Source organism: Shewanella sp. SG41-3, assembly GCF_014164545.1.
GTDB lineage: Bacteria > Pseudomonadota > Gammaproteobacteria > Enterobacterales > Shewanellaceae > Shewanella > Shewanella vesiculosa.
On record NZ_JACJFJ010000004.1, the window covers coordinates 271,082 to 288,083 of the forward strand.

Here is a 17,002-nt window from a genome sequence, read left to right on the forward strand (position 1 = left end):
GGCAGCTACAGCTTCACCCCTGTGGCCAACTACAACGGCCCTGTGCCGCTGATCACTTATGTGTTAACCGACGGCTCGAGCACTGACACCTCGACCTTGACCATCACCGTCACCCCAGAAAACGATGCGCCTGTTATTGATGATTACAGCAGCACTATTAACGATTCGATTGCCAATGGCACTAGCGTATATGATGTGAATGATGCCAACACAGGTAACGATACCGATATTGATAGCGATAACTTAACTTACTCTTTCATTCTAGCTAATGGATCGAGCAGCTTAATTAGCGAAAATGGTGCATTTATTATTGATGCTCAGACTGGTGTCATTTCTGTTAATGACACGACACAAATTAACTATGACAATGGTAGCCAAATTAGCCTAACCGTTAAGACAAGTGATGGCAGCTTAAGTGATACTGCAATTGTGACCTTTGATCTTAATAACGTTGATGCTAACGATGACCTTCCTGGATCATCATATTCAGTGACCACAGGTTCTAATACCGCTTGGACTATTCCACAGTCTAATGGCGAGAATCTAATGACGATATCCGCTCGTAATGCTGATGGTTCTATGGGTGTATTAAACTATGAACCTGGTAATAATTTGCTCGGAGTAGCAGGATCTCCACGCAGCTCAGACCAAATTACTGGACAAATTGAATATAACTCAGCGACAGGCACCTCAGAGTCGGTTGTCATTGATTTTAATGGCCTAGTAAATAAAGCTGAATTCAGTGTTTCTAACCTGTTTTCAGATGAAAATAATGGCGAACAAGGAATTTGGAAGGCTTATTATAATGGCCAACTAGTCGCAAGCGACATATTCAAGACGGACGCTGGCAATGTGGGGACTTTCAATATTGACACTGGTAATATTGTCTTTGACCAATTAGTGTTTGAAGCAACACAGACAATTAATGAAGCAACGAATGGTAGTGTCTTAAGTGACTCATCTGATTACTTCTTAACCGGCATTACCGCGTCTGGTCCAGCTATTATGGGCACTTATATGGTCTCTGAAGATGGCGTGCTATCTATTACAGATACTAGCCTAGGCCTATTAAATAATGACTCTGATGCGCAAGGTCATACATTTACGCTAACAGGGGTGAATGGTGCAACAGTTACAGATGGTCAGATTGTTTTGCTAGATAGTGGCGCACTACTGACCATACACAGTGATGGTACCTATTCTTACGACACCAATAATGCATTTGAATCACTAACGGCTGGGGAGCTGTCAACTGATACCTTTACCTACACAGTAACAGATCAATATGGTGCTACAGATACAGCAACTGTGACTATAAATATTGTGGGAGAATCTGATCCTAGCTCAACTTATGTGAGCTATACCGGAAATCCTAACGATGACACGATTCAAGGAACAAACAATAACGATGTTATCGTTAGTGATCTGCAGTCGATAAAAATAGTTGATGGTGAATCTTACAATATTGCCTTCATTGTCGATACTTCTGGAAGTGTAGGTCGTACTCAGCTCGATATCATGAAAGCTCAGTTAACCTCAGTGTTTGATACGCTAAAAGCAAGCATAGGTGGTACGCATTCGGGCATAGTGAATATTTTGTTAGTGGATTTTGATACTGGCCTTCAAGCTTCAGTTCCAGTCAACTTAGCTGACACCAATGCTCTTACGTTATTAGCCGCAGCACTCAATGCCATGGCTTCTGGTGGTAATACAAATTATGCAGCAGGCTTTGATGCTGCAACAAGGTGGTTCAACAGTTTAAGTGGTGGTGAAAACTTAACCTACTTTATTACCGATGGTTATCCTAATACCAATTCGAGTAGCGCTCCTGCAGCTTTTGCTAATTTGAATGCCATTTCAGATATCGAAGCTATCGGGATCGGCAACGGCATTAATTATACTACTCTACAAAATTATGATTCTAACAATACTCCAGTAACTGGTGTTAATGCTAACAACCTTGCCTCTGTTATTTTGGGTACTGAAACACAGTTACTTCAAGGTGATGATAATGTTGATGGTGCTGCTGGTAATGACATTATCTTTGGTGACTTGGCCCAGTTTGCTGGTATAACGGAACAAGGCTATCTCGCTTTACAAAGCTATGTTGCAGATAAAACAGGCCAAAACATTGCCGATATTGATGTAAGTGAAGTACATGATTACATTCGTGAACATGTAAATGAATTTAATATCAATAATCAATATGACGGTAACGATATTTTAAATGGCGCAGCGGGTAACGACATCATTTTTGGCCAAGGTGGCAATGATGTTATCCATGGCGGCGAAGGTAATGACGTGCTTATCGGTGGTTTAGGCGATGACACACTCATTGGTGGTCTGGGTAATGACACTTTTGTATGGTCTAAGGGCGATACTGGTACAGATACGATTAAAGACTTCGAAGTTAACAATGACTCTCTTCATATCAGTGATTTATTACAAAATGAACAGAACGGTAACTTAGAATCCTATCTTGAATTCTCGTTCAGTAATGGCAGTACGACAATTTCTATCGATGCCGACCTTAATGGCACTGTTGACCAATTGATTGTACTCGATGGTGTAGACCTATCGCATGAATACGGTAGCAATGATGAGGGCGTGATTATTAACGGTTTGCTTAATGATGGTGCACTTATTGTTGATACTGCAACAGCCAACCCAGCTCCGTCACCAGGAACCACTCATGCTGATCTATTTGATCAACATAATGGAAATATTATTCCTTAATAACAACACATTGACTGCGCCACATAGTATTATGTGGCGCATATTTGATAATTCTAACAATAATATTAAGGATAAAGATTAGGTGCCTAAAACTGCGTCTAACACAAGTGAGCAATGGACTATTTCGGCTGCCCAACGGGTAACGGTTGATCCTTTACTCGACTGTCTAGTGTTATTAACTGAACATTTTGGCAACCCTTGCTCAATAGATTCTCTTGCGGCAGGACTTCCGCTGTCTGGTGCAGTCATCACACCTGATTTAATCCCTCAAGCGGCTGGTAGAGCTGGATTATCAGCGAAGTTATCACGAAAAGATTTAAATCAAATTTCCAAAATTTTATTGCCTTGTATCTTATTATTAAAAGATAAAAAGGCATGTATTTTAAGAGAAATAGATCTAGAACAAGACAAGGCCATAATTCAATTACCCGAAACGGGTGGCGAAGATACTCTAACAGTCGAAGGTTTAGAAACCCTATACGTCGGCTATTTATTCTTAGTTAAACAAGATTATCGTGGTGATAAAAGTTTTGATGTTCACCTGCATGACAGCAAAACACATTGGTTAATGCAAAGCATCAAAGACTCTGCTCCTATTTACCGAGATGCGCTTATAGCCTCAGTATTAGTTAACCTTTTTGCACTAGTTTCACCACTCTTTATTATGAATGTTTATGACAAAGTGGTGCCCAATCTTGCATTTGAATCACTTTGGGTTTTAGCCATAGGTGCCAGCATTGCTTATATATTTGACTTTATTATGCGGCAGTTACGAAGTTATTTAATCGATATTGCAGGTAAAAAAGTCGACATTATTGTTTCATCAAAACTATTTGCAAAAGCCATTGGTATTCCACTTTCAAAACGCTCGCCAAGTGTTGGCGGCATGGCAAGACAACTAGGTGAGTTTGACAGTATTCGGGAGTTTTTAACTTCTGCAACCATAACCACATTAGTTGATTTACCGTTTGCACTGCTATTTGTGGTCATCATCTATATTGTCGCGGGTGATTTAGCCATCATCCCAGTAATTTGCAGCTTAGTTATTATTGCGGTGACCTTTTATCTTCAACCTAAACTAAAACAAGCCATTGAAGAAAGTAATCGTTTTGCTAGCTTAAAGCATGGACATTTAATAGAAAGTTTAACCGCATTAGAATCAATTAAAGCTAATGGCGCCGAAGGCTTAGTACAGAAAAGCTGGCAACAAATGATCGGTCATACTGCTAACTGGCAACTTAAAACTAAAAAGTTATCCAATTATGTGACTAATATTGCTAACTTCATGGTGCAATTAACTGTTGTCATGGTTGTGATACTAGGTGTGTATAGATTAGCTGATAACGAAATATCTATGGGTGGGATTATTGCTGCGGTCATGCTATCTAGCAGAGCCATATCACCGATGGCGCAATTAGCAGGCTTAATTACTCGTGGTAATCATACAATAAGTTCACTGCGCCAACTAGACGCTATCATGGAACAAGAAGATGAGTTTGAAGACAAAGGAAATCTAGCCAGTAAAGAACGGTTTATGGGCAAAATTGAAGCTGATAATATTAGTTTCAGCTTTCCAGGCTCGGAAAAACCAAGCTTACACCCTTTCTCGATCAGTATTAATCCAGGTGAGCGTATTGCTATCATTGGTCGAAATGGCTCAGGTAAAAGTACCTTAGCCAAATTACTGCTCGGATTGTACAAACCAACTCAAGGTAGTCTTCGCTATGATGGCCTTGATGCAGGACAAATTCACCCTAGCGATCTTAGACGTAACTTTGGCTACTTACCCCAAGACGTCACCTTATTTCACGGTACCATTCGCGACAATATTTTATTTGGTTCTCGTCAAGTGACAGAGCATCAATTAATAAGAGCAATCCAGCTGTCTGGCGTGAATATGTTTACTAACCTGGAGTCAGAAGGCTTAGACCAACAAGTAGGTGAAGGTGGCCTCGCACTTAGTCGTGGTCAAAGGCAAACCGTTGCTTTAGCAAGAGCAACATTAAATGATCCGTCAATATTATTAATGGATGAGCCAACGGCAAGCCTGGATGCTAGAGCTGAAAAGCAGTTTATTCGCTCAATGCAGTTAGTCAGTCGTGAAAGAACCTTACTACTTATTACTCATAAAATGCATTTATTAAATCTTGTCGATCGTATCATTGTACTCGAACGTGGTCATGTTGTGGCTGATGGCCCTAAAGATGAGGTCCTAGCAAAACTCAATTCAGGGACCCTGTCTGGAGGCCAATCTTCATGAGTAAATATCTGACAACGAAAGATTTAGAAATGGTCGATGATGTTTATGGCGCCATGATGACCGATGCCCCGTCAGGGCATCGTCTTATTATTTGGTCGCTCGCGGCAATGATGATGTGTTTTTTTATTTGGGCATATTTCTCAGAATTAGATCAGGTGACGACAGGAACCGGTAAAGTCATTCCCTCTTCACAACTGCAAGTTATTCAAAGTTTAGATGGTGGTATTTTACAAGAGATCTATGTTCAAGAAGGTGGATTAGTGACTAAAGATCAACCTTTAGCTCGTATTGATGACACACGATTTCGCTCAGACTTTGACCAACAAGAGCAAGAGGTCTTTGGGTTACAGACAAATATTATTCGCATGCGCACTGAGTTGGACAGCATCATTATCTCTGACATGTCCTCAGACTGGCGCCAACAAGTGAAAATTACTAAGCAAAATTTAGTTTTTCCACAAACAATTATTGATGAAGAACCAGAACTGGTTAAACGCCAACAAGAAGAGTATTCCATTCGACTTGATAATTTAAGTAACCAATTAGAAATTTTAGCGCGTCAAATTCAACAACGACAACAAGAAATTGAAGAATTAGCTTCTAAAATCAGTACACTTACGACAAGTTATCAATTAGTATCTCGCGAACTCGAATTGACTCGACCGCTTGCTCGTAAAGGCATTGTGCCTGAAGTAGAACTCCTCAAACTTGAGCGCACCGTAAACGATATTCAGGGCGAATTACAATCTGTTAGACTCTTGCGCCCAAAAGTGAAAGCCGCTATGGATGAGGCCATTTTAAAACGTCGCGACGCAGTGTTTGTTTATGCTACCGATCTACGGGCACAGCTTAATGAAATGCAAACGAAATTATCGCGCATGAACCAAGCGCAAAAAGGAGCATTTGATAAAGTCAGCAAAGCTGTCATTACCTCTCCTGTTATTGGCACCATTAAAAAAATTAACTTTAATACTTTGGGTGGAGTTGTTCAGCCAGGCGAAGATATTATGGAAATTGTTCCTTCAGAAGATAAATTACTGATAGAAACCAAAATAATACCAAAAGATATTGCTTTTTTACATCCAGGATTACCTGCAATAGTCAAAGTGACTGCCTATGACTTTACTCGTTATGGTGGGCTCAAAGGAACGGTTGAGCATATTAGTGCCGATACGTCACAGGACGATGAAGGTAACAGTTTCTATATTGTAAAAGTAAGAACACAAGAATCCAGTTTAATGAAAGACGATGGTACAGAGATGCCAATTATTCCTGGAATGCTCACTTCGGTTGATGTCATTACAGGAAAAAGATCCATACTTGAGTATATTTTAAATCCAATTTTAAGAGCCAAAGATACAGCTCTTAGAGAGCGCTAAGAAGAACCAGGAGGGTTTTTTAATGACTATTACTACAACAAAACAGCAAAACAAGTTAACTGTTATAGCACTAACTTTGTCAATGCTGATAGCCCCGACAGCTTCAAGTCAAACACTTGAGCAAGCTGTTGCATATACACTAGATACAAACCCAGATTTACGTATAGCTTTTAATCGCTTTAAAGCACGTGAAGAGCAAGTTAATCAAGCTCAATCAGGATACATGCCGACACTTGATATCACAGCGGGTTATGGCTGGGAACAAACAGATAGTCCTTCAACACGTCGCCGAGCGGGTCAAGGTGATGTTGATAGTGACGGTATGATTGATTTAGAACGTGGCGAAGCCGGTGTTAGTATCAAACAAATGCTTTTTGATGGTTTTTATACCAGTAGCGAAGTCGATCGCTATTCATTTGAAGCGAGTGCAGATCAGTGGGCATTATTTTCTGCTGCTGAAGATACCGCATTGGATGTGACAAAAGTCTACTTAAACTACATTCGTAGTGAGCAAGTATTATTGCTGTCTGAAAAAAATCTCGCGAGTCATAAAGATATATATGACCAAATAAAACAACGTACAGATTCTGGATTGGGATCAACAGCAGATTTATCGCAAATTGCAGGCCGTCTCGCCCGTGCAAATGCCAATGTTATTTCAGCTAAAAATAATCTACAAGATGCCCGCGCAGCCTTTGTTAGAGTGGTTGAAGCACAGCCTGTTGACTTAATTCTACCTGTGCCTGATGCCGATTTGCTGCCTGAAAGTTTAGATAAAGGGATCATGTTAGCTAAAGCAAAACACCCAATATTAAAATCAGCAGAAAATGACATTAATGCTGCTAAAAAAGAACGAAGTTCAGGCCAAGCTAACTATTATCCAAAATTAAGTTTAGAGCTTAACGGTAACTGGAATAATGATACCTCTGGTGAAGACGGCTATAGCGCGATTAATAGCCAGAACGTCAATGGCTATAATAATGACTTAGTAGCCATGGTTAGGATGAAATACAACCTCTTCTCTGGTGGTAAAGACACCTCTAAAGACAGAGAGAGCGCCTATAAAATCAATGAGGCAAAAGAGGTCCAACAACGCGCTTATCGTGAAGTTGTTGAAGGTATTTCTTTAGCTTGGAATGCCTATGAAATGTTAGCACCGCAAAAACAGTTTATTCGCGAACATGTTGTTGCAGCAAAACAGACTCAAGTCGCTTATGAACAACAGTTTAATTTGGGTCAACGTACCCTTCTTGACTTACTCGATACCGAAAATGAACTATTTGAAGCTCGTAAGGATTACTTACAAACTGAGTACGATGAAATTGCCGCTCGCTATCGAGTACTAAATGCAACTGGCGATCTACTTGACTCACTTCGAGTAACACGTCCAGGAGAATGGCGTGGAGAGCAGGATTATGAAGGAGGAGTAAAATAATGAAATACTTACTAGTTTTATTCGCATTGATAACGACTGCAGGCTGTTCAGTAACCGATATTGTTGAGTCGAATCCATCTACAACTCAACAATTTGATCTTAATGATAGTGACCGTGATGGCGTGATCATGGCCCGTGAACGTTGCGCTGGTACTGTTGTGGGTGCTGCGGTTGACAACTATGGTTGTGGCAGAATAACAAATATCAATGAACGCCAAGACTTAAAAATTCTATTTAGTAATAATTCTACGGTTATCGAACCTCAATATTATAACCAAATTGAAAAAGTAGCTAAATTGATGGAAACATATCCGACCACAAGGGTGACAATTGAAGGTCATACAAGCAAAGTTGGCAGTTATGAGCTAAATTTAGCGTTATCTCAAAATCGTGCTAAAGCTGTCACTGATGTGTTAAAAACCACCTATGGTATCAATCCAAGTCGCTTAACGGCAATTGGTTATAGTTTTGATCGTCCTATCGATAACAGTGGCACACCAGCAGCAGAGGAACGTAATCGTCGTGTAATCGCTGAAGTGACAGCTGATGATACCCTTCCAGCAATGCGATGGAATATCTACACTGTAGATGAAGAAGTTGACTAACGGACATACAAGGCATTGATTCTTTGAGTCGCGAAAGCAGCAAAGTAACCATATCGCTATATAAAAGGGTCTGCCATGTTTTTATTATGGCATCGGCCCTTTTAGTTTCATGTTTATTTGCCGCTCCGACACAAGAGTTAAACCAAGACAAAACCGTCGCTGCATTATCGCAACGCTATGGCGATCGCGCCGGATTACGAGCCAATGCTTGGTTTAATATCGTCAGAGATTCGCAACAACTTGCTGATATAGACAAATTAGAAAAAGTTAATCAATTTTTTAATTTATTTAGATTTATTGATGATCAAACATTGTGGGGCGACTCCAATTATTGGGCATCGCCAATGGAGTTTATTGGTGCCAATGGCGGGGATTGTGAAGACTTTTCAATAGCAAAATACTTTACGCTACTCCAGCTTGGTATTCCTGAAGACAAACTCAGAATAACCATGGTAAAAGCAACATCTTTAAATCAGTATCATATGGTTTTAGCGTATTACGAAAAACCAAATTCAATCCCGCTAGTGCTTGATAATTTAGATAAAACCATAAAGCTGGCAACAAAAAGAACAGATCTTCTGCCTGTTTACAGTTTTAACGGTAAACAATTATGGTTAAACAAAGAAAAAGGTCGAGGTGTGTTAGCTGGCTCATCATCACGCCTTGAAAAATGGACTGACCTTAAACTTAGATTAGGTGTAGATCGCCTACGCCAACCAAAACTCAACATGGAGTAGTAACAACATGACCCTGTTCAGGCAGATCTATGCGTTACTTTTTGGGCTTTTCTTGCTAACAATTGCAAGTGTAGCCTACGTACAATTTTCAGAGACCCAAGGTTTCTTATCTAAACAGATGGAATCTGATCTTAATAATGCCAGCAACTCATTAGGACTGATGCTAACGCCTGTTTTAGAAGCGGGTGATGATGCCGGAGCCGAAACATTAGTCAATGTTATTTTTGAGGGCGGCTACTACCAACAAATTAAGTTAACTTGGTTAGTGGGTGGCAAGCAACAGGTGTGGAATAACGCTGTACAAGTCGACAATGTTCCTCAATGGTTTATTGATCTTAATTTGTTTAAAACAATAAAAAAACAAACCACGATTACTTCAGGTTGGTTACAACTTGCCACGCTAGAAATTACCGCAAATCCAGGTTTTGGCTATCAAGAATTATGGCGGATTATTTCCGACATTATTATTCTGTTTTCGATCTTATTCCTCATTGCCATTATCTGTGCAAGAGTAGGATTAAGCTGGATATTAAAACCATTAAATACCCTTTCTGTACACGCAAAAAAAATTGCTGAGCGCCAATTTGGCCCTGATATGCCAGCACCAAAAACCAAAGAACTAAAAGAACTAGTCAATGCATTTAACAGCATGTCTGCTCAGTTAAAACAAGTATTTAACTCCCTCGACGAAGAAGTCTCTGCATTAAGAAAGAAAAATCTCGTCGATCAAGTATCTGGACTGCCAAATAGACAATACATGGTAAGTCGAGTGAATGGCTGGTTAAGCGAGCCCAGTACCGGAGCGCTTTACTTAGTCAAAATGGATTGGTTAGAAGAAGTTCACAGTAAATATGGTTTCCAAGTTCGTGATGAGACAATTCGTATTCTGGCGGAGAAACTACAGCATCACCAAGATGAAATATCCTCTTCTGTTATTGCGCGGATTGCTGCGTACGAATTTGCCTTTCTTGTTGAAGACTGTGAACACGACCAACTGACTAAATATTTGCAGAGTCTCATACGCACTGTGAATAAAGAAATATCTAAATCTGGCTGCAAACCCAACGAACAGTTTTATATTGGTGTAGCAGAGCGTTTAGGGCAAATGACGGTATCTGATATGCTGGCCCAAGCAGATAACGCATTGCAACAAGCCATTAAAGACGAAAAGGTGTTCCATTGGTTTGAAAACACTCAAAAGCAGCTTTTTACCCGAGAAGAATGGCGCAGTAATTTAAACAATGCTATCAAGACCAGAAACTTCCAATTCCGTTGGCAGCCAATTCAGTTATGTGCCAGAGATGAAATTTGTCAACGCGAGCTATATTGTCAGCTGAAAATAGGCGAAACAACCCTGCACGCAGGTCAATTTATGCCTTATGTAGAATTGCTCTCATTAGGGACTATGCTTGATCGTTGCTTAATTGAAACCATCAATGAAAATCGTTTATTTGAACGTAACTATGAACGTGTTGCCATTAACCTCACCTATCAAAGTATAAGTGATACTGATTTCCATGTATGGTTAAAACAGTTCCTACGAGTCAGTAAATACGCCGATCGTATTTGTTTCGAAATTCCAGAAGCGAGTGTTTATAGCGACTTAGAATCTTGTGAAAATCTGTGTAAAGTCATTAGAGATTCTGGCGCCCATTTTGGTATTGACCATTTTGGTCGTCAATTTGGCTCTATGGCCTACTTACAAAGCTTACGTCCTAACTATGTCAAACTTGACCAATCACTGGCTTACATTGAAGATAATCAACATAACAGTGAATTATGCCGTGCGTTAGTCAATGTTGCTAAAGGATTAGATATTCAAGTTATTGTCACAGGGATCCAGGAAGCTGAACAATTAACAAGGTTTACAGATCTCAGAGTGGATGCCTATCAAGGCTTTATTGTACCACCAGTGAATATAGACCTTTAAATTATATCAATGAATTGCTCGCTGAAAACTAACCACTCTTTTGAGTGGTTTTTTTATATCTCGGCGATTAGCTCACTAATTGATAGTGGTTAACGTCTAAACTTATAATCTTTATAATTATATTTTAACGTCTTGCCCAGAGTTCACGTTTAATGGAGTGGCCACAACACATTTAGGTTGATCTCTTGAACCACTGCTAGAAAGTTGTTGCTTGGGGGCGATACATAATTAGGCGCTAATACGGCCTATAACGCAGCCTAAGGAGCTCAATACAGATAGGCATAATAGAACAGCACACCGATATTAACGCTCATACAATCAATTAGATTGAGGATTTATGATGGTTGCTGAAATAACAATATACCATTGGAATCATTAATCGATTCTAGAAAAACAAAAAGCCACTCATAAGAGTGGCTTTTTTAAATTGGTCGGTGATAGAGGATTCGAACCTCTGACCCTCTCGTCCCAAACGAGATGCGCTACCGGGCTGCGCTAATCACCGAAATTTACTTTAAACTGTGCAGTAAACCAATTAATCAAGTTAACCTGTTTACTTAAATGTGGTCGGTGATAGAGGATTCGAACCTCTGACCCTCTCGTCCCAAACGAGATGCGCTACCGGGCTGCGCTAATCACCGAAATAAATATAAAACAACAAATTGAATGGGGTGACTGATGGGGCTCGAACCCACGACAACCGGAATCACAATCCGGGACTCTACCAACTGAGCTACAATCACCACTGACTTTCAATTCTACTAACCAATACGACAGAAACTGTACTTGCCGAATGGTGCGCCCAGAAGGATTCGAACCTTCGGCCTTACCCTCCGGAGGGGTACGCTCTATCCAGCTGAGCTATGGGCGCTCGCCTTGGTTAGCGAGGCATATAATAGGGATAAAACAGCTTCACGTCTAGCCTTGATTTACTTTCTTTTGACTGACTGACTAACTTTTACGCGTTTAAGGCAACAATTAACCTGTTTTTTATCACTTACGACAATTATTAACCTTGTGTTTACATTTATTTCGCTTGGATCACATTTATATTTATGGTAATTATAATGACTGTTCAACAATATTTGTTTACAGAATTAATAGGATAACGATAAACAAGGGTATGGATACAGTCATTAGTCACTCTAAAACCTTTCCTAGGATCGAGCATCTCCAAAAACGGGTCGCTCGTTTAAGGCGTTTGGCTAAAAAATATAAACGTTCTGAGATTATTCAAAACGCCTTACTCGGTATTTCCAATATTGCGACCCAGGTCACTTCACTTGATGACTTTTATCAACGAGTTCATTTACATCTACAACAGCTTATCCCTGCAGAAAACTTTTTTATTGCATCTCAAGATGCTAAAACAGGGCTAACAAGTTTACCCTTTTTTGCTGACCAACAAGATTCTCATCCAACAGAGCTTTACCCAGACCAAGAAATATCGGCATTACTCAATAGTGGTCTAACTGGGTATGTGCTTCGCAATGGTGAGCCTTTGTTATGCGACGATAATAAGTTTAATGAATTGATTGCCAGTGGCGATATTAAAAGCCTTGGCTCGCCAAGTCATCAATGGCTTGGCGTACCGATTAAAACTAAAGACGTCGTCAGTGGTGTGCTTGTGGTGCAAAGCTACAACGAAGCCAATACTTACGGTGAGTTAGAATTAGAGTTAATGGGCTTTATTTGCCATCATATTTCAGGAGTAATGGAACGGCTTGAGCATCATCAACAACTTGAGCAAGCCATTGTGGAGCGCACTAAAGAGCTCAGCCAAGCGTATGAGAAGGTTAAACAAGAAGTCACTGAGCGAGTTAAAGCGGAGAAATTGCAAAAAACACTGTTTGAAATTGCCGATTTATCTGCATCCAACGTGCTTCAGCAAGATTTCTACTTACGGCTCCACGCTATTATCAGCCAGCTCATTCCTGCCAATAACTGTTTTATTTCGTTAATTGACAAAAATAATATGCTGTCGTTTCCGTTTTATGTGTCGCAAATGACGGCTGAATATCCTGCCTCTCGACCAATGCAAGATGGATTAACCGAATATATTCTCCAACATAAATTACCGCGATTATTTTCAGCTAAAGATATCTCGACCATGGTTAGCCTAGGTGAAATTTATGCTAAATCACCAGAGTTAAACAAAACCGATAGAATGCATCAATGGATAGGTATTCCGTTAATCATTAATGGTGAAGTTGCTGGGGCATTAACCATTTATAGTCTAGATGACGCCCATATTTATCAATTAAAAGATCTTGAACTGCTGACCTTTGTGTCGCAACACATGGCTAATGCGATTGAACGTAAACTCGCTGCTGAGTCACTGAAGAATAGCCACGAGCTATTAGAAGATAAAGTTGTTCAACGGACCATGGCGCTTGCAGAACTCAACAACAATCTCCAAAAAGAGATTAATCAACGCCGGAAAATGGAAGATCAATTATTATATGATGCTCAACATGATGGCCTGACAGGGTTACCTAACCGTAGCTATTTGATGGAACGTTTATCACAAGCATTAAAGCACTTACGTCGTCATGGGCTAGATCAATTTGCATTATTATTTATCGATCTTGACCGTTTCAAGGTCATCAATGACTCTTTTGGTCACCTGGAAGGCGATCGTTTTTTAATTGAAACGTCACAACGCATAAAATCATGTATTCGCGACAACGATACTCTGGCTCGCATGGGCGGTGATGAATTTGTTATATTACTGGACTCAATTAATGCCACAGAAGATGCCGTCGAAGTCTGTGAGCGTATTTTACAAACATTATCTATGCCCTATCAGTTAGCCAAACAAGAATTCATCTCTGGTGCGAGTATAGGGGTGGCTTTTAGCGGACGTAATAAGCTAGTGACCAGTGAATCTCTTCTGCGAGATGCTGACGCCGCAATGTATCAAGCTAAAGCAAATGGTAAAGGGTGTTTCGTCATTTTTGATAACAAGCTGAGCGCGAAATCTAAATTACAACATGACTTAGAAATTGAATTTAAGCAGGCGCTCGAGCAACAGGGATTTAAGATACATTATATTGAAGTGGTCGACTTTAACACTGGTGAGATTATTGCTATTGAACCACAAGTTGAATGGCATCATCTAAAACAAGGCATTATTGATCACTCAAAAATGAAACGCTTGGCGGCACAATATCAGCTAACACTGAATTTAGATGCTTATATGTTTGGCCACTTAAATGAACATTTCCAATCAATTAAGCAACGATATGGTACCAATATTGATCTGCACTTATCGATTAGCAGTCAACATATTAAAAATAAGTTTGTGTTACGCAATCTCAAAAACACCATCAAAGGCAGTAATATCGATTTACGTAAACTGATATTATTTTTTAACGAACAAGCCTTGATGCAAGACACCGAAAATCATATCAATGGCTTCGAGCTTATCTCGCAACTGGATGTGCAAATCGGTATCGATGGCTATGGTACAGGTTACAGCTCGCTCAGTTGCTTAAGCTTCTTACCGATTAAAGCGTTAAAGTTAGATGAAGACATCAGTAAGCACTTACTCAATGACAAACAGTTACAATTAGTCAAAGCTTACCAATTGACGGCGCAAACACTTAATTTCGACATGTACGCCACTACCATTGACACGCAACAACAAGTAAGACAGTTTTTAGAACTTGGTTATATGCGTGGTCAAGGGCGAGCAATCAGCAAATTATTTAACGAAAAAAAAAAGCCCCATAAGTCTTGTGCCTAATCAATAGGCCAACCTAATTAGCACTACTTTTTAAACATATCGCGTATGTTGGCAATATGGCTTTTACTGGTTTCCACACGCTGCTCTTCAGTTTGAACTGGCTTACGGTTTTCCCAGATTAAGTCATCTTGTGGTAACTCAAGTAAAAAGCGACTGGGTTCACAGCGCATCGTCTCACCAAATTGGCGGCGCTCGCGACATATCACAAACCATAATTCACGCTGCGCTCGCGTTATCCCCACATAAGCCAGACGCCGTTCTTCATCGACATTGTCTTCGTCAATACTCGACTGGTGCGGTAAAATTCTCTCTTCAACCCCCACCATAAATACAAAAGGATATTCCAGTCCTTTAGAAGCATGTAAGGTCATTAACTGCACTTGATCGCCACCTTCATCCTCGCTATTACGTTCCATCATGTCGCGCAGGGTTAATCGAGTAACCACTTCCGGTAGCGTCATCGGTTCATCTAACTCATCACCTTCGAGCATTTCGGTAACCCAACGGTATAATTCCGAAATATTTTTCATCCTCATTTCGGCCGCTTTAGCGCTTGTACTGGTTTCGTACAGATAATCTTCGTAATTAATTTTGCGGATCAGCTGTTTAATCGCTTCAACCGGCTCTCCACGAGTTGCTAGCTCACCAGTATCAACAATAAATTTGCCAAATTGATACAGCGAGTTGACTGCCGCGGGTGCAAGGTGATGATTCAATTCAACATCAAAAATCGCTTCAAATAGCGAAATATGCTTTTGATTAGCAAAATTACCCAAACGTTCCAGCGATGCAGGGCCGATACCACGTTTAGGCAAGTTAACCACCCGCAAAAAAGCATTATCATCGTCAGGATTCACCACTAAACGTAAATACCCCATGATGTCTTTAATTTCTGCTCGGGAGAAAAAGGAAGTACCACCACTGAGCTTATAAGGAATGCGGTTGGTCATGAGCGATCGTTCGAGTAAACGAGATTGATGATTACCTCGGTATAAAATGGCGTAATCACCAAATTTAGTCCGCCCAACAAACTTATGCCGAATGATCTCTGCCACCACTCGCTCAGCTTCCTGCTCTTCGTTAGCGGCTATTAATACTCTTAGTGGCTCACCATAAGCTAACTCACTAAATAACGCCTTATCGTACACGTGAGGGTTGTTGGCAATCAAAATATTGGCAGCACGGAGAATACGTTGGCTTGATCGATAGTTTTGCTCTAGCTTAATTAATTTAAGCTTAGGAAAATCAGTTCCTAGCAACACCAGATTTTGCGGTTTGGCGCCACGCCAAGAATAAATAGACTGATCGTCATCACCTACCACGGTAAAACGTGAACGCTGACCCACCAACAGTTTTACTAATTCGTATTGGCTAGTATTAGTATCTTGATACTCATCCACCAGCAAGTATTGAATTTTGGTTTGCCAGCGGGTGCGCACCTCTTCATTCATCCGCAACAATAAGGTTGGAATTAAAATAAGATCATCAAAATCGAGCGCATTATAGGACTTCATATGCTGAGCATATCGTTGATACAAGGTAGCAAATAATTGGCTTTGCTCATCTTTTGCCATACTGATTGCCTGCTGAGGGATCACTAATCCCCCTTTCCAGTTCGATATGGCTGATGCCAAGGACTTGATTAAATCTTTATCGTCATCGAACTCATCTTCAGTCAGCTCTTTTAATAGCGCGAAGGTGTCTTGATCATCAAACAAAGAGAAACCCGCCTTAAGCCCAAGCACTTTATGCTCACGCTTAATGATTTCGAGTCCTAAGGTGTGAAAGGTAGATATCCATAATCCACGGGCTTCTTTGCGGCCCATAGACTGAGCCACACGCTCTTTCATTTCACGAGCGGCTTTATTAGTAAAGGTTACGGCGGCAATATTACGGGCTTTGTAGCCACACTTTTCAACTAAGTAAGCAATTTTATTAATGATAACTCGTGTTTTACCACTCCCCGCGCCAGCAAGCACTAAGCATGGACCCGACACATAATGTACGGCTTCATTTTGCCCTGGATTGAGTTTCATTAATTATTACACCTTACTTAACGTTAAACGAAGGCGGATCATAGCAGAATCAACTGGTGACGGTTAACGAAAAATCACAGTTAAGGTTTGGAAAAGCACTCACCTCGGTTACAATTAACTCAATATATCAGTAGGG

Annotated in this window: 9 protein-coding genes and 4 tRNA genes; 8 read left to right on the forward strand and 5 right to left on the reverse strand. The window is 40.3% G+C overall.

The features are described from left to right. The 7 genes from H5164_RS09575 to H5164_RS09605 all read left to right on the forward strand — a co-directional run. A partial coding sequence (locus H5164_RS09575; RefSeq protein ID WP_182755829.1) for a VWA domain-containing protein occupies positions 1-2,736 on the forward strand: 2,736 nt, incomplete at its 5' end. Between the two features lie 82 nt (positions 2,737-2,818). Further along, positions 2,819-4,996 carry a type I secretion system permease/ATPase gene (locus H5164_RS09580; protein WP_182755831.1) on the forward strand — a complete coding sequence of 726 codons (2,178 nt, stop codon included), beginning with the start codon at positions 2,819-2,821 and terminating at the stop codon, positions 4,994-4,996. Continuing rightward, complete coding sequence (locus H5164_RS09585; RefSeq protein ID WP_182697796.1) at positions 4,993-6,375, forward strand: HlyD family type I secretion periplasmic adaptor subunit; 1,383 nt, start codon at positions 4,993-4,995, stop codon at positions 6,373-6,375. The genes H5164_RS09580 and H5164_RS09585 overlap by 4 nt, the downstream gene beginning before the upstream one ends. A 22-nt stretch (positions 6,376-6,397) precedes the next feature. Continuing rightward, the gene (locus tag H5164_RS09590; protein WP_182755833.1) at positions 6,398-7,810 is read left to right on the forward strand and encodes a TolC family outer membrane protein; all 1,413 of its coding nucleotides are present in this window, start codon (positions 6,398-6,400) and stop codon (positions 7,808-7,810) included. Further along, positions 7,810-8,415, forward strand: coding sequence for an OmpA family protein (locus H5164_RS09595; protein ID WP_182755835.1), 606 nt, complete (start codon positions 7,810-7,812; stop codon positions 8,413-8,415). Before H5164_RS09590 ends, H5164_RS09595 begins: the two co-directional genes overlap by 1 nt. Positions 8,416-8,501: 86 nt before the next feature. Then, positions 8,502-9,152, forward strand: coding sequence for a transglutaminase-like cysteine peptidase (locus tag H5164_RS09600; RefSeq protein ID WP_182697793.1), 651 nt, complete (start codon positions 8,502-8,504; stop codon positions 9,150-9,152). A gap of 7 nt (positions 9,153-9,159) precedes the next feature. After that, positions 9,160-11,082 (forward strand): EAL domain-containing protein, encoded by a 1,923-nt coding sequence (locus H5164_RS09605; RefSeq protein WP_182755837.1) that lies wholly within the window; start codon positions 9,160-9,162, stop codon positions 11,080-11,082. A gap of 428 nt (positions 11,083-11,510) precedes the next feature. Here the strand turns inward: H5164_RS09605 and H5164_RS09610 are convergent. The 4 genes from H5164_RS09610 to H5164_RS09625 all read right to left on the reverse strand — a co-directional run bounded on the left by H5164_RS09610 (position 11,511) and on the right by H5164_RS09625 (position 11,953). Next, positions 11,511-11,587 (reverse strand) — tRNA-Pro (locus H5164_RS09610). A gap of 59 nt (positions 11,588-11,646) precedes the next feature. Further along, positions 11,647-11,723, reverse strand: a tRNA-Pro gene (locus H5164_RS09615). 26 nt (positions 11,724-11,749) lie between these two features. After that, positions 11,750-11,825: transfer RNA gene (locus H5164_RS09620), tRNA-His, on the reverse strand. Positions 11,826-11,876: 51 nt separating this feature from the next. Continuing rightward, positions 11,877-11,953 (reverse strand) — tRNA-Arg (locus H5164_RS09625). Between the two features lie 252 nt (positions 11,954-12,205). Between H5164_RS09625 and H5164_RS09630 the strand changes: the two genes are divergently transcribed. Continuing rightward, a complete protein-coding gene (locus tag H5164_RS09630; protein ID WP_182697791.1) occupies positions 12,206-14,830 on the forward strand; it encodes a diguanylate cyclase domain-containing protein in 2,625 nt (874 codons plus the stop codon). 23 nt (positions 14,831-14,853) lie between these two features. Here H5164_RS09630 and rep read toward each other — a convergent pair whose 3' ends face one another. Beyond that, complete coding sequence (rep, locus tag H5164_RS09635; RefSeq protein ID WP_124017537.1) at positions 14,854-16,866, reverse strand: DNA helicase Rep; 2,013 nt, start codon at positions 16,864-16,866, stop codon at positions 14,854-14,856. Positions 16,867-17,002 lie beyond the last annotated feature (136 nt).

Excerpts from the sequence above, each read along its gene's own strand:
- H5164_RS09595 (WP_182755835.1), top strand. The coding sequence starts at position 7,810 with ATGAAATACTTACTAGTTTTATTCGCATTGATAACGACTGCAGGCTGT.
- H5164_RS09600 (WP_182697793.1), top strand. The coding sequence starts at position 8,502 with ATGGCATCGGCCCTTTTAGTTTCATGTTTATTTGCCGCTCCGACACAA.
- H5164_RS09585 (WP_182697796.1), top strand. The coding sequence starts at position 4,993 with ATGAGTAAATATCTGACAACGAAAGATTTAGAAATGGTCGATGATGTT.
- H5164_RS09590 (WP_182755833.1), top strand. The coding sequence starts at position 6,398 with ATGACTATTACTACAACAAAACAGCAAAACAAGTTAACTGTTATAGCA.
- H5164_RS09605 (WP_182755837.1), top strand. The coding sequence starts at position 9,160 with ATGACCCTGTTCAGGCAGATCTATGCGTTACTTTTTGGGCTTTTCTTG.
- rep (WP_124017537.1), bottom strand. The coding sequence starts at position 16,866 with ATGAAACTCAATCCAGGGCAAAATGAAGCCGTACATTATGTGTCGGGT.
- H5164_RS09630 (WP_182697791.1), top strand. The coding sequence starts at position 12,206 with ATGGATACAGTCATTAGTCACTCTAAAACCTTTCCTAGGATCGAGCAT.